The 25,740-nt window shown below is 33.3% G+C and carries 18 protein-coding genes; 10 read left to right on the top strand and 8 right to left on the bottom strand.

What is annotated here, in order from left to right:
• Positions 1-46: 46 nt before the first annotated feature.
• Positions 47-1,792: an ABC transporter ATP-binding protein gene (locus AABD74_RS09725; RefSeq protein ID WP_232682914.1), complete on the bottom strand. Its 1,746-nt coding sequence runs from the start codon at positions 1,790-1,792 to the stop codon at positions 47-49.
• A gap of 328 nt (positions 1,793-2,120) precedes the next feature.
• On the opposite strand from AABD74_RS09725, the gene AABD74_RS09730 reads away from it, so the two are divergent.
• The 5 genes from AABD74_RS09730 to AABD74_RS09750 all read left to right on the top strand — a co-directional run bounded on the left by AABD74_RS09730 (position 2,121) and on the right by AABD74_RS09750 (position 12,378).
• Positions 2,121-2,891: a hypothetical protein gene (locus AABD74_RS09730; protein WP_232682913.1), complete on the top strand. Its 771-nt coding sequence runs from the start codon at positions 2,121-2,123 to the stop codon at positions 2,889-2,891.
• Positions 2,892-2,971: 80 nt separating this feature from the next.
• Positions 2,972-3,928: a GSCFA domain-containing protein gene (locus tag AABD74_RS09735; protein ID WP_406845398.1), complete on the top strand. Its 957-nt coding sequence runs from the start codon at positions 2,972-2,974 to the stop codon at positions 3,926-3,928.
• Between the two features lie 230 nt (positions 3,929-4,158).
• Positions 4,159-9,273 (top strand): translocation/assembly module TamB domain-containing protein, encoded by a 5,115-nt coding sequence (locus tag AABD74_RS09740; protein WP_406845399.1) that lies wholly within the window; start codon positions 4,159-4,161, stop codon positions 9,271-9,273.
• Entirely contained in the window at positions 9,257-11,575 is a 2,319-nt protein-coding gene (locus AABD74_RS09745; protein WP_406845400.1) for a BamA/TamA family outer membrane protein, read from the top strand. Before AABD74_RS09740 ends, AABD74_RS09745 begins: the two co-directional genes overlap by 17 nt.
• 173 nt (positions 11,576-11,748) lie before the next feature.
• A complete protein-coding gene (locus tag AABD74_RS09750) occupies positions 11,749-12,378 on the top strand; it encodes a DUF4230 domain-containing protein (protein WP_232682908.1) in 630 nt (209 codons plus the stop codon).
• A 483-nt stretch (positions 12,379-12,861) separates the two neighbouring features.
• Here the strand turns inward: AABD74_RS09750 and AABD74_RS09755 are convergent, their stop codons facing one another.
• The 3 genes from AABD74_RS09755 to AABD74_RS09765 all read right to left on the bottom strand — a co-directional run bounded on the left by AABD74_RS09755 (position 12,862) and on the right by AABD74_RS09765 (position 15,721).
• Positions 12,862-14,637, bottom strand: a complete 1,776-nt coding sequence (locus AABD74_RS09755) for an aromatic amino acid hydroxylase (protein WP_406845401.1) — start codon at positions 14,635-14,637, stop codon at positions 12,862-12,864.
• A 137-nt stretch (positions 14,638-14,774) separates the two neighbouring features.
• A complete protein-coding gene (locus AABD74_RS09760) occupies positions 14,775-15,221 on the bottom strand; it encodes a hypothetical protein (RefSeq protein ID WP_406845402.1) in 447 nt (148 codons plus the stop codon).
• Between the two features lie 89 nt (positions 15,222-15,310).
• A complete protein-coding gene (locus AABD74_RS09765; RefSeq protein WP_406845403.1) occupies positions 15,311-15,721 on the bottom strand; it encodes a group III truncated hemoglobin in 411 nt (136 codons plus the stop codon).
• A gap of 384 nt (positions 15,722-16,105) precedes the next feature.
• Here AABD74_RS09765 and AABD74_RS09770 point away from each other — a divergent pair, with 384 nt between their 5' ends.
• A complete protein-coding gene (locus AABD74_RS09770) occupies positions 16,106-18,256 on the top strand; it encodes an RICIN domain-containing protein (RefSeq protein WP_406845404.1) in 2,151 nt (716 codons plus the stop codon).
• A 78-nt stretch (positions 18,257-18,334) separates the two neighbouring features.
• On the opposite strand, the gene ilvA is transcribed toward AABD74_RS09770, so the two are convergent.
• The 4 genes from ilvA to AABD74_RS09790 all read right to left on the bottom strand — a co-directional run bounded on the left by ilvA (position 18,335) and on the right by AABD74_RS09790 (position 23,103).
• Complete coding sequence (gene ilvA, locus AABD74_RS09775; protein WP_180858554.1) at positions 18,335-19,579, bottom strand: threonine ammonia-lyase IlvA; 1,245 nt, start codon at positions 19,577-19,579, stop codon at positions 18,335-18,337.
• A 335-nt stretch (positions 19,580-19,914) separates the two neighbouring features.
• Entirely contained in the window at positions 19,915-20,451 is a 537-nt protein-coding gene (locus AABD74_RS09780; protein WP_053470523.1) for a DUF4136 domain-containing protein, read from the bottom strand.
• 162 nt (positions 20,452-20,613) lie between these two features.
• Positions 20,614-22,590 (bottom strand): urocanate hydratase, encoded by a 1,977-nt coding sequence (locus AABD74_RS09785; protein ID WP_406845405.1) that lies wholly within the window; start codon positions 22,588-22,590, stop codon positions 20,614-20,616.
• Between the two features lie 327 nt (positions 22,591-22,917).
• Entirely contained in the window at positions 22,918-23,103 is a 186-nt protein-coding gene (locus tag AABD74_RS09790) for a DUF5522 domain-containing protein (RefSeq protein ID WP_073418076.1), read from the bottom strand.
• A gap of 116 nt (positions 23,104-23,219) precedes the next feature.
• On the opposite strand from AABD74_RS09790, the gene AABD74_RS09795 reads away from it, so the two are divergent.
• From AABD74_RS09795 to AABD74_RS09810, 4 genes are all read left to right on the top strand, one after another.
• The gene (locus AABD74_RS09795; protein ID WP_232682901.1) at positions 23,220-23,564 is read left to right on the top strand and encodes a hypothetical protein; all 345 of its coding nucleotides are present in this window, start codon (positions 23,220-23,222) and stop codon (positions 23,562-23,564) included.
• An 81-nt stretch (positions 23,565-23,645) separates the two neighbouring features.
• Entirely contained in the window at positions 23,646-24,554 is a 909-nt protein-coding gene (locus AABD74_RS09800) for a 1-aminocyclopropane-1-carboxylate deaminase/D-cysteine desulfhydrase (protein ID WP_232682900.1), read from the top strand.
• A complete protein-coding gene (locus tag AABD74_RS09805; protein WP_406845406.1) occupies positions 24,547-25,446 on the top strand; it encodes a glucosaminidase domain-containing protein in 900 nt (299 codons plus the stop codon). The genes AABD74_RS09800 and AABD74_RS09805 overlap by 8 nt, the downstream gene beginning before the upstream one ends.
• Before the next feature lie 27 nt (positions 25,447-25,473).
• Complete coding sequence (locus AABD74_RS09810) at positions 25,474-25,725, top strand: hypothetical protein (RefSeq protein WP_232682898.1); 252 nt, start codon at positions 25,474-25,476, stop codon at positions 25,723-25,725.
• Positions 25,726-25,740 lie beyond the last annotated feature (15 nt).

Raw genomic sequence — 25,740 nt, forward strand, 5'->3', positions numbered from 1 at the left:
AACCTTAGAAGAACCTTAGTTTCTTAGCATCTTAGCAACTCAAAAATTATTTACGCTCACCAATCTGCTGGCGCCACATAGCATAATACAAACCTCTTTCAACAATTAAATCATCATGTTTCCCTTGCTCAATGATTTTACCTTGTTCCAGAACAAAAATTCTATCAGCGTGCATTACAGTTGATAAACGGTGTGCAATTAAAACTGTGATTCTGTTTTTATCAGATATATTTCTGATTGTCGCATTAATTTCTTCTTCAGTAATAGAATCTAAAGCTGAAGTCGCTTCATCAAAAATCAATAAATTCGGATTTCTAAGAATAGCTCTTGCAATAGACAAACGCTGTTTTTCTCCACCAGAAACTTTTATTCCGCCTTCACCAATTGTAGTATTTAAACCATCTTCGGCACGTTTTAAAAGTTTATCGCAGCTTGCTCTTTTTAAGGCATCGTATAAATCTTCGTCGGCTGCGTTTGGTTTTACAAACAGGAGATTTTCACGAATTGTTCCAGAGAATAATTGGGCGTCCTGTGTTACAAAACCCAATTGTTTTCTTAAATCTAATAAATCAATTTCTGTAGAATCGATATCATTATACAAAACCTGACCTTCTGCAGGTGTATACAAGCCAACCAATAATTTTACTAAAGTTGTTTTTCCGGAACCAGACGGGCCGACAAAAGCGACGGTCTGACCTTGTTTAATTTCAAAGTTAATATTTTCAACTGCTTTGAATTTAGCTGTTTTGTGCTGAAAACTAACATTTGAAAACAATAATGACTGAATTGCTCCAACATGTTTTGGACTTTTCGGGCGGAATTCTTTTGGAGCGCTTAATAAGGTTTTGAAATTTTCCATTGATACTTTGGTTTCATTCAAAGCAATAATGAAATTTCCAAGTTCCTGAAGCGGGCCAAAAATGAAAAAAGTAAAAAATACCATTGTCAGCAAATCACCCACAATAATTTTTCCTCCAAATAAGAAATAATACAAAGTAAAAACCACGCAGGTTCTTAAAAAGTGAACAGTTGTTCCCTGAATAAAACTTAAGCTTCGAATAAATCGAACTTTTTCTAATTCTAAATGTAGAATTTTAAAAGTGTTTAAGTTTAAACGTTTCTCTTCCTGATACGTTAAGCCAAGACTTTTTACCAATTCGATATTACGTAAACTCTCCGTTGTTGAACCTGCCAAAGCATTGGTTTGATTAACAATTTTCTTAGAAACGATTTTAATTTTTTTACCTAAATAAGAACTTACCAAAGCAATAATTGGTGCTGTAATTAAAAAGATAATTGAAATTCGGAAATCAATTCGGGCGACATACAAAATCACAAATATGAATCCGATGATGGTTTGAAAAATAAGCGAAATAGAAAGTGTAATTAATTTTTCAGAATCAGAGCGAACTTTGGTTAACTTACTCAAAGTTTCACCACTTCGCTGATCTTCAAATTCAGCATAAGGTAAATCCAGAGATTTTTTAATTCCGTCGGTATACATTTGAGCCCCGGTTCTCTGGATCACCACATTGGTAAAATAATCCTGAAAGTTTTTGGTAATTCTGGAAATCATGGCTGCCGCAAGCGAAAGACCCAGCCAGAATGATAAAGATTTGATAAACCCAATTTCGTTTCCTTTGTACTTTGCCAGTCCAACCCCGCAGTCCTGCATTAATTTACCCGTAATAATAGAGTCTGACAAACTGAAACAAATGTTTATAGAGGCCATAATCAAAGCAAAAAACAAAAGCATTTTGTGTTTGATTATATAAGAATATAATAATTTCATAGATATTTTAAAAAAATGGAAGATGCAAAAGTAAGCAAATGTTTGTCTTGATGGAGTTGATTTTTGTTATTAAAAATGTAAATTTTTATTTATTGATCTTTAGCTTATATCGAAGGGATTATTATTCAATAACAAAATGAGCAATTATTGATATTTATTTGAGAAACTATATTTATGATGATAAAGATTATTAGTGAATAGAAATAGAAAATATACCTACTAGTTCTTGAGCTAAAAATACCTTATTGTAATAGTAAAATGACAGGAATAGCTCGTTTTTGTAAGAGGTGTGTGATATGTTTGTTAGTATAAATCTAATACATGCCAAATGAAAAAGAATTTACTCCTTTTTTTAATTTTCACATTCCTTTCTTGTTCAAGTAATGATAGTGATAATACTGAAGATGATACGACAATATTACCTAAATCTATGATATATATTGATCCTGGATTTAGTACTGATACTGTTCTTTTTTCTTACGATAAAAATAAAATTAAAAGTATATCCTATAAAAAGGATAAAATTTATTACCATTATGAGGATAATATAATTGTAGGTAAAACTTACTATAATATTGTTCAAGGAAAAGAAGTTAGAGTTAATGGGGAAACTTATTCTTACACAAATGGAAAATTAGCATCGATTAATTATCTAGACAATTGGGCATCAAATCCTCGTATAATTAATATAAGATCGGTTTACACATATTTATCAGATACTTTAGTTAAAGAACAAAGATTTAGTACAGATTATTTAACTAAGATCGAAGCAGAGGATGATTATTTTTCTTTACTTAAGATAAAAAATGGAAATCTGATTAAAAGGGATTATGTAAATACAAAAACAGGCATCCATTCTTATACATTTACTTATGTTTATGATAATATGAATTCTCCTTTTAAAAATATTTTAGGTATGAGTTTACTTATAAATGATGAAAAATCATCTTTTAATAATCGTTTAAGCAGTTTTTCTGTCACTTCAAGTGCTTACCTTGATATAAAAGACTATGAATATGATGTTAAAGGATATCCAAGCTTAGAGACATATTATAAAGGAGGAAAACAAGTAACAACCATTACAAAATATTTGTATTAATTACCCAGAACCAAATACTTCATGTATTTGGTTTTTTTATTGGTGAAAATTGGTGAAATTCGTATTTAAATTTAGAAAATATGCAATTCAGAACCCAAATCCCAATTTCAAAAAGTAACAATCCAATTGATTATAACTCGAAGATACTTTCTGTTGGTTCTTGTTTTGTAGAAAATATGGCACAGAAATTTGATTATTTCAAGTTTCAAAATGAAACAAATCCGTTTGGAATTATATTTAATCCGGTTTCGATTGAAAAATTATTCAGCAGAGTTTGCAATGAAGATGTATTTACAGAAAAAGACATTTTTTTTCACAACGAACGCTGGCACAGTTTCGAAGTACATTCAGACTTAAGTAATGCTGACCGACAAGAATTATTAGAAACACTAAACAAAGCCATTTCAGAAACCAGCAAAAAGATTAAAGAAGCAACACATATTATTATCACTTTTGGAACTTCCTGGATTTACAGAAATATTGAAAGCACCGAAATAGCTGCTAATTGCCATAAAGTTCCTCAAAAGCAGTTTTTAAAAGAGTTATTATCTGTTGAAGTAATTCAAAAAAGTATTCAAAACACCATAGATTTAATCCAGACTTTGAATCCAAATATCAATTTCATTTTTACTATTTCGCCAGTACGTCACATCAAAGATGGTTTTGTAGAAAATCAATTAAGCAAATCGCATTTATTTACAGCTTTGCATTCTGCGTTGAATACTGAACACTTAAAACTGAACACTGAATACTTTCCGTCCTACGAAATCATGATGGACGAACTTCGTGATTATCGTTTTTATAAGGAAGATATGCTGCATCCCAACCAAATCGCAATCGATTATATCTGGAAACTTTTCAGCGAAAATTATATCTCGCAAGAAAGTATTTCAACGATGCAGGAAGTAGATGAAATTCAAAAAAGCCTCCGCCATCGCAGCTTCAATCCCGAATCAGAACAACACCAAAAATTCCTGGCTAAACTTCAGCAGAAAATGAATCTTTTAGAAGAAAAGATTTCCCATCTTAAATTTTAATTTTTCACTAAGCACCAAATATTATTATAAGATATTTTGGATAAAAAAACTTTGCGTCTTAGCGCCTTAGTGGCTAAAACTCAAAAGTAAGAAATTAACTATTTTACAGCAAAATTTTAGAATAATTCCCAATAATTATGTAAATTGTTAAAGGTTTAAATTTTACATTTTTGTAAGATGCGTAGCCATGCTTTTTTCAGAAGCAATTAAATCCTGTATTTTATTGACCTATGAATAAGAAAACCACCATTCATTATCTAAAAAAAACATTTCGTATACTGCTTTGGTGCATAGTTTCTATAGTTGCGCTTTTATTACTTCTTATAATATTAATTCAGGTTCCTTCAGTTCAAAATTTCGCCAAAGACAAAGCGATCTCTTATCTCCATAAAAAGATAAAAACCAAAGTTTCCTTAGATCATATTTCCATTAAATTTCCGAAAGATGTAGTTCTTGAAGGTTTTTACTTTGAAGATCAAAAGAAAGATACACTGCTGGCAGGAAAACGTTTAGAAGTAGATGTTGATCTTTTTAAACTCGTAAGCAGCGAACTCGAAATCAATTCTGTTTCGCTAGAAAATGTAAAAGCCAATATTTCCCGAAATAAAGACGGTGTTTTCAATTTCGATTATATCATAAAAGCATTCGAATCAAAAGAATCAAAAGTCGAAGATCCAAATGCAAAACCATTTAAAATATCAGTTGTAAAAGCAAATCTGGATAACGTTAAATTTAATTTTAAAGACGATTTTTCTAAAAATGACATTGCCGTAAAACTGACGCATTTTGATACAAAATTCAATAAATTCGATTTGGATAAAATGGATTTTGATATTCCAAATATCAATCTGAACGGATTAAAATTAGTTTTAAATCAGGATGTTGTAGAACAAATTGCTGTTGTTTCGGTAAAAACAGTAGATACAATTTCTAAACGTAAAGACTTCAAATTAAAACTCGGCAAAATCAGTTTGTCAAAAATTGATATTACGTACGATAATAAAGATTCAAAATTAGACTCAGGAATAAAACTCGGAAATTTAGATTTATCCGTTAATGAAATTGACTTAAACAAACAGCTTTTAGATTTCGATACTTTCGAACTAAAAAACCTTAGCGGAAATCTGCGTTTAGGAGTAAAAGACAAACAAATTCAAGCACCAAGTTTAGATACAACAGCGATAAAACAAGCCGGCTGGAAAGCAAAACTCAATAAAATAAACATACAAAATATAGCCTTTAAATTTGATGATATGCAATCGAAACCCACTGCAAAAGGAATCGATTACAGCCATTTAGATTTAAGCAAATTCAATCTTGAAGCCGAGAAATTGTATTATGGCAACGATACCATTTCGGGCAATATAAAATCATTCACAGCAATAGAAAAAAGCGGTTTAAACATTCAGTCCCTAAAAACAGATTTTTTCTATGGGCCTAAAAACGTCTATTTAAATAATTTGTATTTAAAAACACCGCAAACACTTGTACAAGATAAAATTAAGGTTGAATACAAATCACTCGCAGCACTTCAAAAAGACATTGCAAATCTTGCTGTCGATGCCAATTTAAAAGATTCGAAAATCGGTTTTAAAGACATTTTGTTATTTGCTCCCGATTTGCAGAAAACTAATCCGTTTAAAAGTAATCCAAATGCGGTTTTATATATAAACAGCCGTGTGAGCGGAAAAGTAAAAGATTTGAATATTCCGAAATTCGAAATGAGCGGAATAGGAACCACAAAAGTTTCCCTTTCGGGGAAAATAATCGGACTGCCTGATGCTCAAAAAGCGTATTATGATTTGGATATCAAAAAAATAATCACGACTTCTAAAGATATAAATACGTTTGTACCGGCAGGAACAATTCCGAAAAATATTCAGCTTCCATCACAAATAAACCTGCAGGGAAAATTTAAAGGTTCTGTTCAGAATTTCAAAACCAATCTGGCTTTAAACAGTAGTTTCGGAAATGCAAAAGTTGATGCTTTATTTGATCAGCGCATTAAGAAAAAAGAGAAATACGATGCAACGGTTTATTTACTTGATTTTGATTTAGGCCGATTAATCAAAAACGATTCAATTGGAAAAATTACGCTTAAAGCGAAAGTAAAAGGAAATGGTTTAGACCCGAAAACGGCGCAGGCTGAATTGGACGGAATTGTGCAGAAAGCAGTTTTTAACAGATATACCTACAGATATTTAGCTTTAAAAGGAAATATTGCAAACGGATCATTTGCAGTAAAATCAGGAATGCAAGATCCAAATTTAAATTTTGATTTGGCTGCAAGCGGAAACACACAAGAAAAATATCCGTCAATAAAATTAAAACTAAACCTGGATATTGCTGATCTTGAAAAACTAAATCTTCATGCCGGACCAATGAAGCTTCGCGGCAATGTTGATGCTGATATTGCCAATAGTAATCCGAATTTTTTGAATGGAAAAGTGTTTCTTTCAAACGTTCAGATTCTGCAGGATAAAGAGCCAATTGTTTTAGATTCGGTTCGTATTATTGCTTTTTCAGACAATACCCGAAATAATATTAAAATCTCGTCTCAGTTTTTAAAAGCCGAAGTCGACGGAAAATACAAATTGACAACATTGACAGCGGCCATTAAAAAATCATTGTCAAAATATATTGATTTAAAAACTCCAAAAGCAAACGGAGAATCTGACGAGCAGCGTTTGGCTTTTACAGTAACGGTTGATAATGACCCGATTCTTTTTAAACTAATTCCGAAACTGACAGGTTTAGAACCAATTAAAATCACCGGAAAATACAACAACGTAACCGATTCTTTAGAAATAAGAGGAATAATTCCGAGAATTGTGTATGCAGAAAATACAATTTCCGACGGAAAAATTAATATCGAAGCCAAAGAAAATGCTTTAGAATATTCTGTTTCTGTGGCAACGATTGAAAGCGGTTCATTAAAAATTCCGTTTACCAGCTTATCAGGAAAAGTAGAAAATAATATTTTGACTTATGCGCTTGAAGTTCAGGACGCAAAAGAAAAACCTCAATATTTTATTGCCGGAGAATTTAAGGCAGAAGATTCTAAAAACATATTTAAAATTGATGCCGAAAACTTCATTTTAAATTACGACAAGTGGAACATTGATCCTGAAAATGCCATAGAATTTGGAGATAAACGTCTTTACGTCAATAAATTTTTCTTCAATAATAACGGAAATGAATTAAAAATTCAATCGCAGGGAACACAGGATAATGCGCCATTGCAAGTCGATTTTGTAAACTTCAAAATCGAAACCATTATGAATATGGTTAAAAAAGATAAACTGTTGATGCAGGGTTTAATTAACGGAAATGCTGTTGTAGAAAACGTAATGACAACCCCAACTTTTACTTCTGATTTAAAAATTGATGATTTTGCTTTTAGAGGAGAAACAGTTGGCGATATTGAAATAAAAGTTGATAATAAAACCGCTAATTTATTAAATGCAAATGTGGCATTAACCGGAGAAGGAAACGAAGTAAACCTGACCGGAAATTATAAAATGGATGATGGAAACCTTGACTTCAATTTAGATATCAATAAATTGTATGTTAAAAGTATTCAGGGCTTTACAATGGGCAGCGTAACAGACGGAACGGGATATTTGTCAGGAAACTTTAAAATTCTCGGAAATGCATCAAGTCCAAAAGCTGCGGGCGAATTAAATTTTAATGATGGTGGTTTTAGAATCACACAGCTGAATTCATTTTTCAAAACAAATCAGGAAAAAATCACCTTTAATAATGATGTAATTACTTTCGATAAGTTTACGCTTCACGACGAAAACGACAACGAACTTGCTGTAGATGGAACTATTCAATCATCTGATTTTCAGAATTATAATTTTGGGTTAGTTGTTACAGCAAATGATTTTAGGGCAGTACATTCTAAAGAAACTGATAATGATTTGTTTTATGGAGACATGTTTTTAAATACAAAACTAAATATTAAAGGAAATTTAGATAGTCCGGTTGTCGACGGAACAATTAAAATTAATAAAGAAACCAAGTTTACGGTCGTAATGCCGCAATCAGATCCTTCAATCGCAGATCGCGAAGGAATTGTAGAGTTTGTTGACGAGGATAATATGTATTTGAGACAAAGGGTTGATTTACAAAACAAACTGGATCAGTCTGAAGTAAAAGGAATGGATGTTAATGTCGCCATTTCGATTGATAAAGAGGCAGAACTCACTTTGTTAATTGATAAAGCAAATGGTGATTATTTGAAATTGAAAGGAGAAGCAGAATTAGTTGGCGGAATCGATAAATCTGGAAAAACAACTTTGACCGGAAAATATGAGTTTTCGGATGGGGCTTATGAAATGAATTTTAACGGAATTAGAAGAAAATTTGATATTCAAAAAGGAAGTTATATCACTTGGAATGGTGAGCCGACAATGGCAAATTTAAATATTACGGCAATTTATAAAGTAAATGCTGCGCCAATTGATTTGCTTGGAAATCAGCTCCCGAACGATGATTCTGCCGTAAGAAATACATACAAACAAAAGCTTCCGTTTCAGACTTTATTGAAAATGAAAGGGGAATTAATGAAACCGGAAATTTCTTTTGGAATTGTACTTCCTGATGGTAATTACGATGTTTCTTCGGATGTTGTTACATTAACGCAGACTAAACTAAAACAATTAGAACAAGATCCTGCAGAATTAAATAAACAGGTTTTTGCTCTTTTATTATTAAACCGATTTGTGGGCGAAAATCCATTTGCAAGTGAAAGCGGCGGTACAAATGCCGAATCTTTGGCAAGGCAGAGTGTGAGCAAAATTCTTTCGCAGCAATTAAACAATCTTGCCGGAGAATTAATTACGGGATTTGAAGTCAATTTTGATTTAGAATCAACAGAAGATTATTCTTCCGGAACCATGCAAAACAGAACCGATTTGAATGTCGCTGTTTCTAAAAAACTGCTGGATGACAGATTGAAAGTAACTGTAGGAAGCAGTTTTGGCGTCGAAGGCGCAGAACGTGCCAACGAAGAAAGCACCAATATTGCGGGAGACGTGGCACTGGATTATCAGCTTACAAAAGACGGCCGTTATATGGTTCGTGCCTACAGAAAAAATCAATATCAGGTAGCGGTTGAAGGTCAGGTTGTAGAAACGGGTGTTGCTTTTATTATTACAATGAGTTACAATAAATTCAGAGAACTTTTTCATCGAACAGAAAAGGAAAAGGAACTAATAAGAGAAGAAAAAATCCGTAAAGAGAAAGAAAAACAAAAAAAGAAAGAAGTAAAAGAGAAGGGAAAACCAGAAGAAGAACAGCAGGAAAATCAAATTGAAGGCAATGAACAAAAAACATAATCATATAGAAAATCAATATGCAAAGTATTTTTTACTGTTCTGCCTGTTTTTTGTTTTAGGCTGCAGTAATACAAAATATCTGCCAGAAGGAGATTTGCTTTACATTGGAGGTTCTGTAAAAGTCAAAGATTCTTTAATAAAGAAAAAGGAAAGAAAAGCGCTCGAGAAAGAATTAGAAGATTTATTACGCCCAAAACCAAACAAACAAATTTTTGGATTGCGTCCTAAATTATGGATTTACAATTTTGCCGGCGAACCTAAAAAACAAAAAGGAACCAGATATTGGCTTCGTAATAAAGTAGGCGAGCCGCCAGTACTTTTCAGCAAAGTCGATTTAGATTACAATGTTTCTGTTTTACGAAATTTTACCGAAAACCGCGGTTATTTTAAAACCCGTGTCAGTGCCGATTCTACCGTTAGAAATAAACGGGTTACGGCAGAATATACTGTTATACCTAAAAAACAATACATCATTAAAAGCGTGACCTTTCCTGATGATTCTTTGGCAATGTCCAGAATTATAGGAAGATCAAGCCGAAGAAGTTTATTGAAAGTTGGAAAACCGTATGATCTCGATATTATAAAAGCCGAAAGAGAACGAATTGACGCAAGACTTAAAGAGAAAGGCTATTTTTACTTTAACCCAGATTATCTTTTGGCACAAGTAGACAGCAGTAAAGGAGATCATGAAGTAAAAGTCAGAATTATAATAAAACCAGATACGCCGCCAAAAGCCCTTACAGCTTATAAGATTAATAATATTTTTGTGTATCCCAATTATTCTCTTTCGAATGACAGTGCAGTTTATAGAAAAAGAGATATTACCCAATATAAAGATTTCACCATTATAGATACAACTGAAACCTTTAAACCAAGGATTTACGACCGAACAATATATTTTAAAAAAGGAGATTTGTATAACAGAAAGGACCATAATCTAACTTTAAATCGGTTTGTAAATCTGGGGACTTTTAGTTTCGTAAAAAATGAATTTAAACTTTCAGATAGTATTCCAAATGCATTGGATTCGTATTACTATCTAACGCTTCTGCCGAAAAAGTTTATTCGTGTTGAAGTTTTAGGAAAAACAAATTCAGCCAGTTATACTGGAACAGAAGTAAACGTGAACTGGAATAACCGAAACTTATTTAAAGGGGCAGAACTATTTACAGTATCTGTTTTTGGCGGTGCCGATTTTCAGCTTGGAGGCGTAAACAAAGGAAAAAATATTTATAAACTGGGAGCAGAAACAAGTTTAACCTGGCCGAGATTTATAACGCCGTTTAATATTGAAGGAAACAGTGAATATGTACCAAGAACTAAAGCAACTTTGCGATACGAATATCAAAAAAGAACGCAGTTGTATGCACTAAATTCCTTTAATACCTCTTTTGGATATTTGTGGAAAGAAAATATTCGGAAAGAACATCAGTTAAATGTGATCGATGTAACATATGTAAGTCCAAACCATGTTACACCCGAATATTTAGAAGATATTGAGGAAGATGCAGCATTAGGAAAAGTAATTGAAAAACAGTTAATTTTTGGTCCAACTTACAGCTATACCTATACAAATACGATGCAGAAACGCCGAAAAAATACAATCTATTTTAATGGAGAATTAGATTTGGCCGGTAATCTTACAGGTTTAGTTACAGGCGCGAATATTAAGAAAAATGACACGATAAAAATATTTGGTGTTCCGTTTAGCCAATATGTAAAAATCAGATCTGATTTCAGGCATTATTTAAAATTAGGAAAAGAAAGCGAATTAGCCAGCCGATTAATTGTGGGTGCCGGATTTGCTTACGGAAATTCAAATACGCTTCCAACATCAAAACAATTTGTAGTAGGAGGAACTAATAGTATTCGAGCCTTTAGAGCCAGAACTTTAGGGCCGGGAAGTTATGTTATTCCGCCAACAACAAACAACAATTATACTCCAGATCAATCGGCAGATTTAAAACTGGAATTCAATACAGAATATCGTGCAAAATTATTTAGTATCGTAAGAGGTGCAGTATTTTTAGATGCTGGAAATATTTGGCTTTTAAATGCCGACCCAGATAAACCCGGAGCCGAAATCTCAAAAGATTTTATGAAACAAATTGCAGTTGGGGCAGGAGCAGGTTTACGTTTTGATTTATCGTTCCTGATTTTAAGAACAGATTTAGCTATTCCGCTTCGAAATCCTTCCTTACCAGACGGACAACGCTGGGTAATTGACGATATTAATTTAGGAAGCAGTACGTGGAGAAAAGATAACCTGATTTTGAATATCGCCATTGGATATCCTTTTTAGAAAAAGTTTGCCACGAATTTCACGAATTTTCACGAATTTTTTTGAGATTTTAATTTATGAATTGACCCATAAATACAACACATAGAATTAGTGGAAATTCGTGAAATTCGTGGCAAAAAAACTTTAGTAAGCTTCGAAAAAAAGAAGTAAATTCGTCTAAATATTTTACAGGAATGCAAAACTTAGTTAAAAGAATTATTAGTATCGGTATTACTATTTTAGTCATTGTTCTGGCTTTTAAATACTGCCAGTTTAAAAAAGATGACGACTCTACAATCGATTATAATACCAATTTAATTCAGCAGCAAATTTTAAATGTTGGAAAACTGGTGGTTACCGAAGGACATTTCTCTGAAGTAATCACGTATAAAAATCAGCAGAAGTATTTGATGGATATGATTTCATTTGAAAAAAAGGCACTTATTGTGGTAAATGCCAATGTTACCGTTGCCTACGATTTGCATAAAATGAAATACGATATCGACGAAAAAAACAAAACCATTACGATTCTAAATATCCCAAAAGAAGAAATCACGATTAATCCTGATATTCAGTTTTATGATGTCGAACAAAGCAAACTGAATCCGTTTACGGGCGACGATTACAATAAAATCAATAAATCGGTAAAAGCCAATCTGGCAAAAAAAATCGAAAAATCAACCCTAAAAACAAACGCCCAAAACCGATTAATAAGCGAATTGTCTAAGATCTTAATTATGACAAATTCTATGGGCTGGAAACTACAATATAACGGAAAAACTATTGAATCTGAAAGCGAATTAAATCAGGATTTGAAGTTGTAGAGGTTTGCCACAAAGGCACTAAGATGCGAAGAATTTTTTTGTCACTTCTGATGGTTATAGATAAAGGATCAAAATGATTTTAAATTGCCTCCTGCTTTTGCTGGAGGTATGTATGAAGAAATTTAAAAAGGCTTTAGCCAAAAAATGAGTTTTGGCTAAAGCCTCTATAGTTGGCTTTATTTTTTTCCTCCAGCTAAAGCAGGAGGCAACTAAAAAAAGTTTGTGACGGGATAAAGGACTAAAATGATTTTAAATTGCCTCCTGCTTTAGCTGGAGGTATACATGAAGAAATTTAAAAGGCTTTAGCCAAAACTCTTATTTTGGCTAAAGCCTCTATAGTTGGCTTTATTTTTTCCTCCAGCTAAAGCAGGAGGCAACTAAAAAAGTTTGAGACTTTGTAAGATTAAAAAAAACTGCATATATCAGTTTAAATCAGTAAAATCTGCGGGCAAAAAACAAAAAGGCAATAAAAAACTTAGCGTCTTAGTGTCTTTGTGGCAAATGCGGCAAAGAACTATCAAAAATCAAATCCAATCCCCCAGAAATCAAATGCGCAATTTCAGGACGTTTTTCTTTCAATTGATCCAAATAAACCAACACTTCCTGTAAAAGCTGTTTTTCATCTGAATCTTTTAAAAGTTCCGCAATTTCAACAGATAATAACCAATCGTTTGAATGACTATTTTTTAGGTTTTCAAAAATAGATTTCAGCTCCGTTTTAGAACCTTTATTTTTTCTAATATCTCTAACTAACGCATATAAATTCTCCAATTCATCACGTTCATCAGTATGTTTTGCTTTTATTGTTTTAGTTGTTGGCACAATATTGATCAAGTCAAAACTATTTACATCTGCCGGGCCAGAAAATGCCGAAATCACTTTTTTACCAATTGCCATATCGTAATTTCCCCAATCTGGCTGAAACAAAACAGTTTCGCCATGAGTAACCGTACAATTTCTAAAACTGATTAAAATGATTTCTCCGTGTAAGTTTCTAGAGCCCGTAATAATTTCACCTTCAACAATAATATTACCTTCAAATTCCAGTTTTACAGTTTCGTTTTCAACAATACTGTAAGCCTGTAAATCCTTCGGACTCATATCTTCAATTGCCAGATTAAAACCTTTCAGTTTCCCAATCGGACTTCCAAATCCATGTGGGTGCGTTAGAGTTCCGTGTCCTACTAATTCTTTTTCACGGTATGATAAAGCTGTTTTTCCGGTTGTCTGAATATAGACTGGTTTTCCTTCTTCTTCAATAACATTTGTGAAAACTCCGGAAACTTGTAAACCAGTACTCAATTCAATTGTTCCTAAAGCATTGGATTGAATTAATTTTTTAATTCCCGAAAGTCCTCCGGTACGAAGTGCCATTTTATTAGCAAATTCTTCCAGAACTAAACTTAAATAAGAAAAAGTAGGCGTTACATAAAGCTGAGGCTGCAACTGCGTAATATCAAAATTTTGATTGGCTGCAGAAATATCATAAGGGATTTTCTTTACATTATCGGTCATACACCAGGCACTTTCACCAATTGAAGAAAGTAATCCGGCACCATAAATTTTTGGATTTTCAACTGTTCCAATCAAGCCGTATTCAACCGTCCACCAATGCAGGTTTCTAATTTGAGCCATTTCAGACAATTCGCCCATATCATTTTGTAAATCAGCAACCGCTTTTTCGGCCTCATCGATTTTTTCTTGTGGCGTATCTTCGGCTTCTTTTAAAATAGAAAGCAAACGAATCGCTTCATACATTTGATAATCTTTGTGAGATGAGATTGCTTTACAGCCAATTTCACCAAAACGTCTCAAATATTCTGCATATTCAGGATTGGCAATAATAGGAGCGTGGCCGGCACCTTCGTGAATAATATCTGGTGCAGGGGTATATTCAATATGTTCTAATTGACGGATATCTGATGCAATAACCAAAACATTATAAGCCTGAAACTCCATAAAAGCATTTGGCGGAATAAATCCGTCAACGGCAACTGCAGCCCAGCCAATTTCAGTTAGAATACGGTTCATTCCGTACATACTCGGAATAGAATCAATTTCGATTCCTGTTTTACGTAAACCTTCTAAATACGAATGATGTGCAACTTTTGAAAGGTAATCTACATTTTTACGCATAACATATCGCCAAACCGCCTGATTGATTGGTGTATAATCACTATAATCCTGAGGTTTAATAAATTGCTTTAAATGTTTTGGCAATCGTTCTAATAACGGATTTGTTTCTATAGATGCATTCATTTCGAAAACGTTGTAGATTAGAATGTAAAATTACGAATTTAGGTCGCTATTTTTTGCTATTCATCACAAAATTTTTATTCGAAAGTGATTTTTATTGCGCTTTTATAGATTTTTTGAAGTTAGCGGAAAACTAAATTTTAGCAGTCATTATTTTCATAATTAACTTTTTCCAATGTTTTCTCGAAGTTTTCCAGCTCTTTCTTCGTCATTGAGGCTTCTTTCAAGTCGACTGGTAATTGTTTTTTAGCATCAGAACTAATCCATAATCCCGTAAAAGTATTTCCGGTTTTCTTTAAAATTAAAACACCGCTAAAACCGTGTTCGACTAAAACAAATTCATTTTCTTTCTTTTTATTCTGAGTAATATCAAGCTGAATCCATTTTTTTGATTTGTCATATCGATACATAGACGTATACATCAAATCGGCAGTACATGGATTTTCTTCGGTTTTAATATAAACTGTTATTGGAGTTTTTCCATCGACAGTTCCTTTGTATAAATTAAAAGCAGGTGCTTGTGATTGCGCGTTTAAATGATTTAGAAAAGAGAAACAGATTATAAAGAATAGAATAATTTTTTTCATTTTAAATAGTTGATTGGTTTTTGATAGTATTTGGGTCAATCAAATTTATTTAATTTAAAATAGTATCCAAATTTAATTTGTCAGCTATTTTAAGATTTACCCGATGAATTTCGCAACTCATTTTTGGCATTTCTAAAATACTCAATTTTGTGATTGAACATAAAAGCCATATTTGTGGCACGCATTTTTGCTTCTTCGGTAATTACTCCTGCAAACTGCGCATCGATTGTAGTATTGAAAATTTGTATCCAGCGGTCAAAATGAGTTTTATCTACCGGTAATTGTTTGTGCGGAGGAAAAGGTGTTCCCGAATAAGCGCGAACATCAAACAAAATAGTCTGCCAAAAACCATACATTTTTTGCAAATGCGGCTCCCAGCGATCTTGTAATTTATCATTAAAAATAGGACCAATTAGATCATCTTTTCTAACATTATCATAAAAGCTGTTCACCATTTGTTTAATATCCTCTATGGTCGAAATATCTTTAAGCGTTTCCATGTTTTCTAATAAAATTGAAATGCAAAAATACGATATAACTTCAGGTTCGTTCCATGATATTTGTCATTTATGAAATAATTATAAGTTGTATTTGGGAATCAAAAACGATAATTTAATTACTGATTTTAAAAGTTTTGTAAAAACTGAAATTTAAATGTAAGTTTTTTATGGTTTTTAATATTTTAAATAATTGGTTTTTAATTGTTTATAAAAAATAAAGATGTGTTTTTGTTAAGGTAATATTTACAAATGATGTGTATTTGTAAAGTTGTAATTATAACGATTTCGTGAAAATTGATATATTTTTGAATCGTTTTAATAAAAATAATCATAATAAAATGAGAAAAATTTAACTATCAACAAACCACAAAAACCACAAAAAAGATGCGCAAAACTACTCAAAAACCTACAAACCGAGTAAGAGCTTTTATGACACAAGTCATTATTATAATGCTTTTATTTATTACCAAAACAAATGCACAGACGGTTACACCTTTTATAACATCAGGTGATCAAACGAGATTATTACAACAGCAGGCAACTGTAAGTTTCGGAACAAACTCAGGAACAAATCCTTCTACAGTTACAGTTAATGCAGGAACAACGTACCAAACAATGGACGGCTTTGGTTACACTCTTACCGAAGGAAGTGCCGAAGTAATCAGCGGAATGGCACCAACGCAGCAAAACCAATTATTGAATGATTTGTACAATCCTAATACAGGATTAAACGCAAGTGTAATTCGTATTAGTATTGCAGCTTCAGATTTAAGTAACTCTTCGTATAGTTATAACGAAACTTCCGGAGATACTAACATGAATAACTTCAGTTTAAACGGACCGGATTTAACGTATCTAATTCCGATTATCAAAAAAATTCAGCTGATAAATCCGAACATTAAAATTTTAGCAACACCTTGGTCAGCGCCACGCTGGATGAAAACCAACGGTTCCTGGATTGGCGGAAGTCTGCAGACACAATATTATGCCGCTTATGCAAAATATTTTGTAAAATATATTGCGGCAATGCAGGCGCAGGGAATACCGATTTGGGGAATTACTCCACAAAACGAACCTGAAAATCCGCACAACGAACCAAGTATGCTGATGAATTCTACAGAACAAAAGAATTTTATCAATCAACAACTTGGGCCTCAATTGGCTGCAGCTGGATACGGAGGAGTAAAAATTATTGCTTTTGATCACAACTGCGACAATACAGCATATCCAATTGATGTTTTAAATAACAGCAGTTATGTTGACGGAGCGGCATTCCATTTATATTTAGGAAATATTTCGGCTATGTCTACAGTACGAAATTCAACAAACAAAAACGTTTATTTTACAGAACAATACACAGGTTCTGGCGGAAGCTTTGGCGGAGATTTTGGCTGGCACATGCAAAACGTTGTTATTGGGAGTACAAACAACTGGTCTAAAACAGTTTTAGAATGGAATGCTGCAAACAATTCAAGTTTAGGGCCAAGAACTCCGGGTGGATGTAATACTTGTTTAGGAGCGATTACAGTTAATAACAGCACAAGTTATACTAAAAATGTGGCCTATTATATTATTGGTCAAATTTCTAAATATGTAAAACCGGGTGCAGTAAGAATTGGTTCTTCAAGTACAAACGGCAGTATTTTATCTGTTGGATTTAAAAATCCTGATGGCTCAACCGCACTTGTAATTTACAACTCAGGAGGATCAAATACCATAAAAGTAGTTTCAGGATCATCAGCATTTAACTATACAGTTCCGGGATCATCAGCAGTTACTTTTACCTGGGGAGCAGGAACACCACCTCCAACTGGTTTTCCGGGGTATTATAATATTATTTCAAGAAATAGTAATAAAGGACTGGATGTAGCAGATAATTCAACTGCAAGCGGCGGAAGAATACAGCAATATGATGTAACAGGCGGCGGCGGAAATAACCAGCGCTGGAAATTTGTTTCTGACGGAGCAGGGAATTATTACATCATTGTAAAATCAACCGGAATGTATTTGGCAGTTGAAAATAATGGAACAGCAAATGGATTGAAAGTACAGCAAAAAACGTTCTCTAGCTCTAATGAATTTAAATGGACGGTTGCAAGTCTTGGCGGCGGATACTATAAAATTACCAATGTAAATACAGGTAAATCACTTGATGTTGAAAATGTTTCTACAGCAAATGGCGCTAATATTCAGGTTTGGGATTACACGGGCGGACTGAATCAGCAATGGCAGTTTGTTCAGGTTGAATCGACAGCAAAAAAAGCTTTGACAATAACAGAAGATGGTGAAAGCACAAACGATATGGCTATTTTTATTAATTCGGCAAACGATTATTTAAAAATTGATACCAATCATGAAGGGAGTGCCGATGTAGCAATATTCAATATTGCGGGACAAAGCATCTTGAAAAAGAATGTAAACTTTGTAAAAGGAAATCAAGCAGAAATCGAAATTTCAAGACTTCCAAAAGGAGTTTATGTAGTAAGAGTAACGGATAGTCAGGGATCTTATTCTAAAAAAATATTAAAGCAATAATTACAAATCGAGAATTCAATTAGTAATTTTATATTGATGTTTAAAAGGCTGTCTAATTTTTAGGCAGCCTTTTATTTTTTATCCAATAAGTTGTGTAAACAAATCCTGATTATCGTTTAAGTATTGAAATTCAAATCCGTATTGTGTCATTTTCATTTTGATAGGCAGAATATCTTTTTTCTTTTTCAATTCTAAACCAACAATAACAGAACCAACTTCACGGCTGTTTTTCTTTGCAAACTGAAAATAAGTAATATCATCATCCGGCCCTAAAATATTGTTTACAAATTCTTTTAAAGCTCCGGGACGCTGCGGAAACTGGATCATAAAATAATGCATTAAACCTTCATAAAGTAAAGAACGTTCTTTGATTTCGGCAGTTCTTTCAATGTCATTATTACTTCCGCTCACTACGCATACTACATTTTTGCCTTTAATTTTATCTTTATAAAAATCCAAAGCGGCAATTGTTAAAGCACCTGCAGGTTCTACAACCATAGCTTCTTCATTGTACAATCGTAAAATGGTCGTGCAGACTTTACCTTCGGGAACCAAAATAATATCTTCCAGATTATAACGGCAGATTTCAAAAGTTTTATCGCCTACTTGTTTTACAGCCGCGCCATCAACAAATTTGTCGATTGTTTTAAGCGGGGTATTTTTATTTTCTTCAATGGAAGTTTTCATCGAAGGAGCGCCTTTTGGCTCAACGCCGATGATTTTAGTATTAGGACTTAAATGCCTGAAAACTTCAGATAAACCAGAAGCAAGTCCGCCGCCGCCAATCGGAACAAAAACATAATCGATTGGTTTTGTATAACTTTCCAAAATTTCAAGTCCTACAGTTCCTTGTCCGGCAATAACTTTTTCATCATCAAAAGGATGAATAAATGTTTTATGATTTTTAATTGCATCTGCCGTTGCCGATCCGTAAGCATCATCAAAAGTATCTCCCGTTAAAACAATTTCAACAAACGATTTTCCAAACAATTGTACTTGTTTTACTTTTTGTTTTGGAGTTGTTTTTGGCATGTAAATTTTACCTTTTATATGCAGCAGATTACAGGAGTAAGCAACTCCCTGCGCATGGTTTCCTGCGCTGGCACAAACAATTCCATTTGCTTTTTCTTTATCATTTAACGTAGAAATCTTGTTGTAAGCACCTCTAATTTTATATGAGCGAACAATTTGCAAATCTTCCCGTTTTAATAAAATAGTCGATTTAAACTCGTCTGAAAGATTTAAATTTTGGGTAAGGGGCGTCGCGGCAACTACATTTTCTAGCTGCTTTTTTGCGTTAAGTACTTCGTTAAATAAACTCATAATTTGTTTGTTTTTTATTTTTTGCCACAGATTTAAAGGATTTCCACAGATTAAAAAAATCATTATAATCCTTTAAATCTGTGGCAAAAAAATATTTCGTTTTTAATCTTCTTAAAAATAAAAAACCTCCCGATGTGGGAGGTTTTTATAAATTATATTTTACTTATTTATATAACACCTCGCCATCATTGCTGAATTGCAATAATGCTGATAATCGCGATAATAATGTTATTAAAGTTTTTCATTTTTAACTGATAGAGTAACAAATGTACTTATTTTTTTCGAAGTAATAAACAGCAGTTTTGTAAAAAAAACTAAATACTGAAAACTGAATACTACTTTTTAACCGGCGGATATTGAGCTAAAATTTTGTTTACGAACTCAGCAATTTTTTCGTCTTTTTTATCAACGTTTTTAGTCAAAGTTCCTAAACCTTCACCCTGCCAGATCATTTCTTTCTTTTTGGCATCGATTAAATCAATATACAAAGTTCCTTCTGTAGAAGTCGAAACCGTAGTTTGTCCGCCGTACATCATATAAGGATTCCAACCCCAGCCCCAGCCGTAACCCCAGCCAGCGCTAAATTGGTTTACATTTACCTGTTCTCTAGATTTTGTAAAAATGTTTACTAATAAATCAGGATTATCACTTTTTGTGAAACCTTTTGCTGCCATTTCATTATCAATGGCGTGAAGAATACGTCTTTTATCCAAATCTGAAATCTCAACTTTGTCAATTCCGGGCTTAAAGAAAGCATAAGTTTTATAAGGCGCAAAATCGACATTTTTGTCGTAATCAGAATAAACAGTAACACTGCTGCAGGATGAAAGTATCAAAAGCAGAAAAATCGGAACTAACTTGAATGTTTTCATAATTATTAGAAATTTAATGTTCTTGTTCTGTTTGTTTTATCATAAAAGCAGCTTTTACGTTTGTCAGGCTGAGCGAAGTCGAAGCCCTTTTTTGCTTACCAGCCTTCGACTTCGCTCAGGATAACATTGCGTTTATGATAAAATTTTTTTAAAAAACTTTAACTAAAGCAGACTTTCGTCAACAATATTTGGTAAAGTTACTTTTAATAAAGGCTCGACTTGCATCGCTCTTTTTATAGCAAAAATAGCTTCGTCATTTCGGGCCCAGCTTCTTCTTGAAATTCCGTTGTTCACATCCCAAAAAAGCATTGATGCTAAACGCTTTGAAGCCTCTTTAGAACCATCAAGAACCATACCAAATCCGCCGTTTATAACCTCTCCCCAGCCAACTCCGCCGCCGTTATGAATTGATACCCAGGTTGCTCCTCTAAAGCTGTCACCAATTACGTTTTGGATCGCCATATCGGCCGTAAAACGAGATCCATCGTAGATGTTTGAAGTTTCTCTGTAAGGCGAATCAGTTCCCGAAACATCATGATGATCGCGTCCTAAAACAACAGCTCCAATTTCGCCTTTTGCGATCGCTTGGTTAAAAGCTTCAGCAATTTTAATTCTACCTTCGGCATCAGCATAAAGAATTCTTGCTTGAGAACCTACAACCAATTTATTTTCCTGCGCACCTTTAATCCATTTAATGTTATCCTGCATTTGCTGCTGAATTTCACTTGGAGAAGTCTTCGCTAATTCTTCTAAAATCTGACTTGCGATGGTATCTGTTTTTTGTAAATCTTCTGGTTTTCCAGAAGTACAAACCCATCTAAAAGGTCCAAATCCGTAATCAAAACACATTGGGCCCATAATATCCTGAACGTAACTCGGATATTTAAAATCGATATTATTTGCTGCCATTACATCTGCGCCGGCACGTGAAGCTTCAAGTAAAAACGCATTTCCGTAATCAAAAAAGTAAGTTCCTTTCGCCGTATGTTTATTAATTGCTGCTGCGTGACGACGTAATGTTTCCTGAACTTTTTCTTTGAATAAATCCGGATTCTCAGCCATCAAATCATTTGCTTCTTCAAAAGAAATTCCAACAGGATAATAACCTCCAGCCCACGGATTATGAAGCGAAGTTTGATCTGAACCTAAATCAATTTTGATATTTTCCTGATCAAAGCGTTCCCAAACGTCCACCACATTTCCTAAATAAGCAATTGAAACGGTTTCTTTATTGGCTTTCGCCAAAGCTACTCTCGCTACCAATTCATCTGTAGAAGTTACGACTTCATTAATCCATCCTTGTTCGTGACGGATTTTTGTAATTTTCGGATTCACTTCGGCACAAACCGTAATACATCCGGCAATATTTCCGGCTTTTGGCTGTGCGCCAGACATTCCGCCCAAACCAGAAGTTACGAATAAACTTCCTTCCGGATTTTGTTTTATTTTTCTAAAACCATTTAAAACCGTAATTGTCGTTCCATGTACAATTCCCTGCGGGCCAATATACATATAACTTCCCGCCGTCATTTGTCCGTATTGCGAAACTCCAAGCGCATTCATTTTTTCCCAATCGTCCGGTTTAGAATAATTTGGGATCACCATTCCATTTGTAACCACAACTCTTGGCGCTTCTTTGTGCGAAGGAAATAATCCCATAGGATGTCCTGAATACATCGTTAAAGTCTGCTCGTCTGTCATTTCAGACAAATACTGCATCGTCAATAAATATTGTGCCCAGTTCTGGAAAACAGCGCCGTTTCCGCCATACGTTATTAATTCATGCGGATGCTGTGCCACGGCATAATCCAAGTTATTCTGAATCATGTGCATAATCGCTTTTGCCTGCAATGATTTTCCAGGATATTCGTCAATTGGTCTTGCGTACATTCTATAATCAGGGCGAAGGCGGTACATATAAATACGTCCGTATTTTTCTAATTCTTCTGAAAATTCGGGAATTAATTCAGCGTGATGTTTTGGTTCAAAATAACGCAATGCATTTTTTAAAGCCAGCTTTTTTTCTTCAGCCGAAAGGATTTCTTTTCTTTTCGGAGCGTGATTAATAGCCGGATCGTACGCTGCTTTTTGAGGTAATATATTTGGAATCCCTTGTTGTATTTGTTCCTTGAAAGTCATTTTTTTAGAGATGCTAAGTTGCTAAGATATTTTAGTTAGATTAACAACAGATTAATTTTTTGTTTTTTTAATTCTGAGGTTTAAATGTGATCAACATTTAATTGATGCAATTGGAATTTTGAATTTAAAATTTATCTAAATTATCTAATTCCCATATTGTCACATTTTCTAATTAAAAAAAACTAAGGATAACGGATATCCGACCTGTGATAAGACTTGTGGATTTTAATCCTGAATTTTCTTGAATGGATATCCATTAATGATTTTAGAGTTTAGATTGTTGATTTTAGATTTTTGAATTACCTAATTGGCACATTTTCAAATTGACTAATTAGCTTTTTTTCTTATTTCTCCCGTTCTTTTATCAAAACCGTACGGACAATGACGACAGCCGCTTTTACAGCAGTAGCCTCTTTTTAAATGGTGTTTTTCAGTAAAGCATTTGTAACCTTCGGGTGTATAGTAAAAATCTTCGCCTTCGATTAATTTATTTTCATTACTTTGCTCTTTCATAAATCTGCTTCGCGTTCGTTTTTGAATAATATAAAAATCAAAAATATAAATATTTGATTATGATTTTATTGAAATCGAACAATTTTATAGCTACAAATTTATAAATTTTACAGCCAATGTTTCTGATTGTTGCCAAATATTTAATTCCGAAAGGATATCGCGGAATGGCTGTATTTCCGTTTGTAATTGTAAAATATGGTTTTGATAAAGCAAATGCAGTTTTTGTTAATCATGAAAAAATCCATTTGCGACAGCAGTTAGAACTTTTAGTAATTCCGTTTTTTATCTGGTATTTTCTGGAATATTTAATTCGTTTACTTCAATATAAAAATGCGGAAACAGCTTATCGAAATATCAGTTTTGAAAGAGAGGCTTACACCAAAGAAACCGATTTTAATTATCTGAAAAACCGATCCTTTTTTCAGTTTCTACATTACATTAAAGTGGGCAATAAGCAATAGGCTTTAAGCTTTAAGCGTTAAAGATATTAAGACATGAATTATCACTTTCGACTTTTGACTTTCGACTTTCAACTTTAAAAAATGAACCCAGTTTTCAATCAACATATTTCTATTGATTTTCCCAATGATATTTCTTTGACAATAAAGCGAGAAGATTTAATTCATCCGTTTGTTTCGGGCAATAAATTCCGAAAATTAAAATACAATTTACTTCAGGCGAAAGCCGAAAATAAAGAGACTCTATTGACTTTTGGCGGTGCATTTTCGAATCATATTGCGGCGGTGGCTTTTGCCGGAAAAGAGCAGGGTTTTAAAACGATCGGAATTATTCGCGGCGATGAACTTTTTGATAAAATCGAAGAAAATCCAACTTTAAAATTCGCCCAGGAAAACGGAATGAAATTTGAATTTGTTTCTCGCGAAGAGTATCGTTTAAAAAATGAAACTTCCTATATAGAAAAACTAAATGAGAAGTTTGGCGATTTTTATTTAGTTCCCGAAGGCGGAACAAATGGACTCGCCGTAAAAGGCTGCGAAGAAATCTTAACTGATGAAGATGCAAGTTTTAATTACGTTTGCTGCGCTGTTGGAACGGGCGGGACAATTTCGGGATTAATAAATAGTGCTGAGGAAAATCAGAAAATTTTGGGCTTTCCGGCGTTAAAAGGTGATTTTTTAAACGATGAAATTCGTATTTTTGCAAAAAAAGATAACTGGAATTTAATTTCTGACTATCATTTTGGAGGTTATGGCAAGATAAATTTAGAATTAATCGAATTTATCAATGGTTTTTTTGAAGAAACAAAAGTGCCTTTAGATCCAATTTATACAGGAAAGATGGTTTTTGGCGTTATAGATTTAATCAACAAAAATTATTTTCCTGCACATTCAAAAATATTACTCATTCACACCGGCGGATTACAGGGAATTGAAGGAATGAATATAAAATTGAAGCAGAAAAAATTACCAATACTCAAAAAAAATGATTAAAAAAATTGTACTGCTCTTTACAATAATAGTTTTGGCAAGCTGCTCGTCAAGCAAACCGGCTGTCGCTGCGACGAAAAAAACGACGGTTCAGAAGCCAAGAGTAGCGACGACGAAAAAAACAGCTTACAGCAAACCAGCAGTTAAAAATTATCCTTCTACAAATAATACAACTGAGGTTATTCAATCTACTTCAAAAACAGTTGTTACCAGCGATTTAATCAATAATTACATTTTGCAGTTCAAAGATATTGCAATGGGAAATATGAAAACTTACGGAATTCCGGCTAGTATTATTTTGGCGCAGGGAATCTTAGAATCGGGTGCAGGAAAAGGAGATTTAGCGCTTGAAGCAAATAATCATTTCGGAATTAAATGCCATAAAGACTGGCTTGGGGAAAGTGTTCGTCACGATGATGATTCGGCACAGGAATGTTTTAGAAAGTATCCCGAAGCTGCAGAATCATACAAAGATCATGCTTTATTTTTAGTTGGAAAAAACAGATACGCGACTTTATTCACTTACGAAAAAGACGATTATAAATCGTGGGCAAAAGGTTTGCGGGCTGCGGGTTACGCAACAGATCCTAATTATCCCGATAAATTAATTAGTTATATCGAGCGTTATAATCTGCATCAATACGATTGTCAGGTAACCGGAAAAAATTACGTTGCAATAAATAAAACGGCTCCAGCAAGAAAATCATCTTATGATGTGGCTTCTGATCCAAAGCTAAATATGAACTCAAACGATCCGAATTTGTACGAAGTTCAAAAAGGAGATACTTTGTATTCAATTTCAAAAAAATTCAATTTATTAGTTGACGATTTAAAACAAAAAAATAATCTGACAGATAATGCGCTTTCGATAGGACAGAAGTTGAGAGTAAAATAATTATCAATTGTTAGTTGTTAATTATAAATGAAAAAGAAAATCTTATTTGGAATTTTTATTTTTGCAGCGGTTTTAATAATTAGATTTTTTTGCGGAGTTTATATTCATGATGAATTTGCCACAAAACATTTATTTATAAAATATAGACCAACTTGGAAGTGGACGTTTTATTCACCAATTGGAATGTCTGATAGAAAAATAGAAGAGCTTTCAGAAGAAGAACAAATAGATCAAAAATATTTTAATGAGTTTGTTTTAGATCAAGGTTTAAGTAATTAAATCTAAAATATAAAC

Source organism: Flavobacterium soyae (genome assembly GCF_045348165.1).
GTDB classification, from domain to species: domain Bacteria; phylum Bacteroidota; class Bacteroidia; order Flavobacteriales; family Flavobacteriaceae; genus Flavobacterium; species Flavobacterium soyae.

Coding starts and splice junctions, on each gene's coding strand:
- AABD74_RS09725 (WP_232682914.1), bottom strand. CDS start 1,792: ATGAAATTATTATATTCTTATATAATCAAACACAAAATGCTTTTGTTT.
- AABD74_RS09730 (WP_232682913.1), top strand. CDS start 2,121: ATGAAAAAGAATTTACTCCTTTTTTTAATTTTCACATTCCTTTCTTGT.
- AABD74_RS09735 (WP_406845398.1), top strand. CDS start 2,972: ATGCAATTCAGAACCCAAATCCCAATTTCAAAAAGTAACAATCCAATT.
- AABD74_RS09740 (WP_406845399.1), top strand. CDS start 4,159: ATGAATAAGAAAACCACCATTCATTATCTAAAAAAAACATTTCGTATA.
- AABD74_RS09745 (WP_406845400.1), top strand. CDS start 9,257: ATGAACAAAAAACATAATCATATAGAAAATCAATATGCAAAGTATTTT.
- AABD74_RS09750 (WP_232682908.1), top strand. CDS start 11,749: ATGCAAAACTTAGTTAAAAGAATTATTAGTATCGGTATTACTATTTTA.
- AABD74_RS09755 (WP_406845401.1), bottom strand. CDS start 14,637: ATGAATGCATCTATAGAAACAAATCCGTTATTAGAACGATTGCCAAAA.
- AABD74_RS09760 (WP_406845402.1), bottom strand. CDS start 15,221: ATGAAAAAAATTATTCTATTCTTTATAATCTGTTTCTCTTTTCTAAAT.
- AABD74_RS09765 (WP_406845403.1), bottom strand. CDS start 15,721: ATGGAAACGCTTAAAGATATTTCGACCATAGAGGATATTAAACAAATG.
- AABD74_RS09770 (WP_406845404.1), top strand. CDS start 16,106: ATGCGCAAAACTACTCAAAAACCTACAAACCGAGTAAGAGCTTTTATG.
- ilvA (WP_180858554.1), bottom strand. CDS start 19,579: ATGAGTTTATTTAACGAAGTACTTAACGCAAAAAAGCAGCTAGAAAAT.
- AABD74_RS09780 (WP_053470523.1), bottom strand. CDS start 20,451: ATGAAAACATTCAAGTTAGTTCCGATTTTTCTGCTTTTGATACTTTCA.
- AABD74_RS09785 (WP_406845405.1), bottom strand. CDS start 22,590: ATGACTTTCAAGGAACAAATACAACAAGGGATTCCAAATATATTACCT.
- AABD74_RS09790 (WP_073418076.1), bottom strand. CDS start 23,103: ATGAAAGAGCAAAGTAATGAAAATAAATTAATCGAAGGCGAAGATTTT.
- AABD74_RS09795 (WP_232682901.1), top strand. CDS start 23,220: ATGTTTCTGATTGTTGCCAAATATTTAATTCCGAAAGGATATCGCGGA.
- AABD74_RS09800 (WP_232682900.1), top strand. CDS start 23,646: ATGAACCCAGTTTTCAATCAACATATTTCTATTGATTTTCCCAATGAT.
- AABD74_RS09805 (WP_406845406.1), top strand. CDS start 24,547: ATGATTAAAAAAATTGTACTGCTCTTTACAATAATAGTTTTGGCAAGC.
- AABD74_RS09810 (WP_232682898.1), top strand. CDS start 25,474: ATGAAAAAGAAAATCTTATTTGGAATTTTTATTTTTGCAGCGGTTTTA.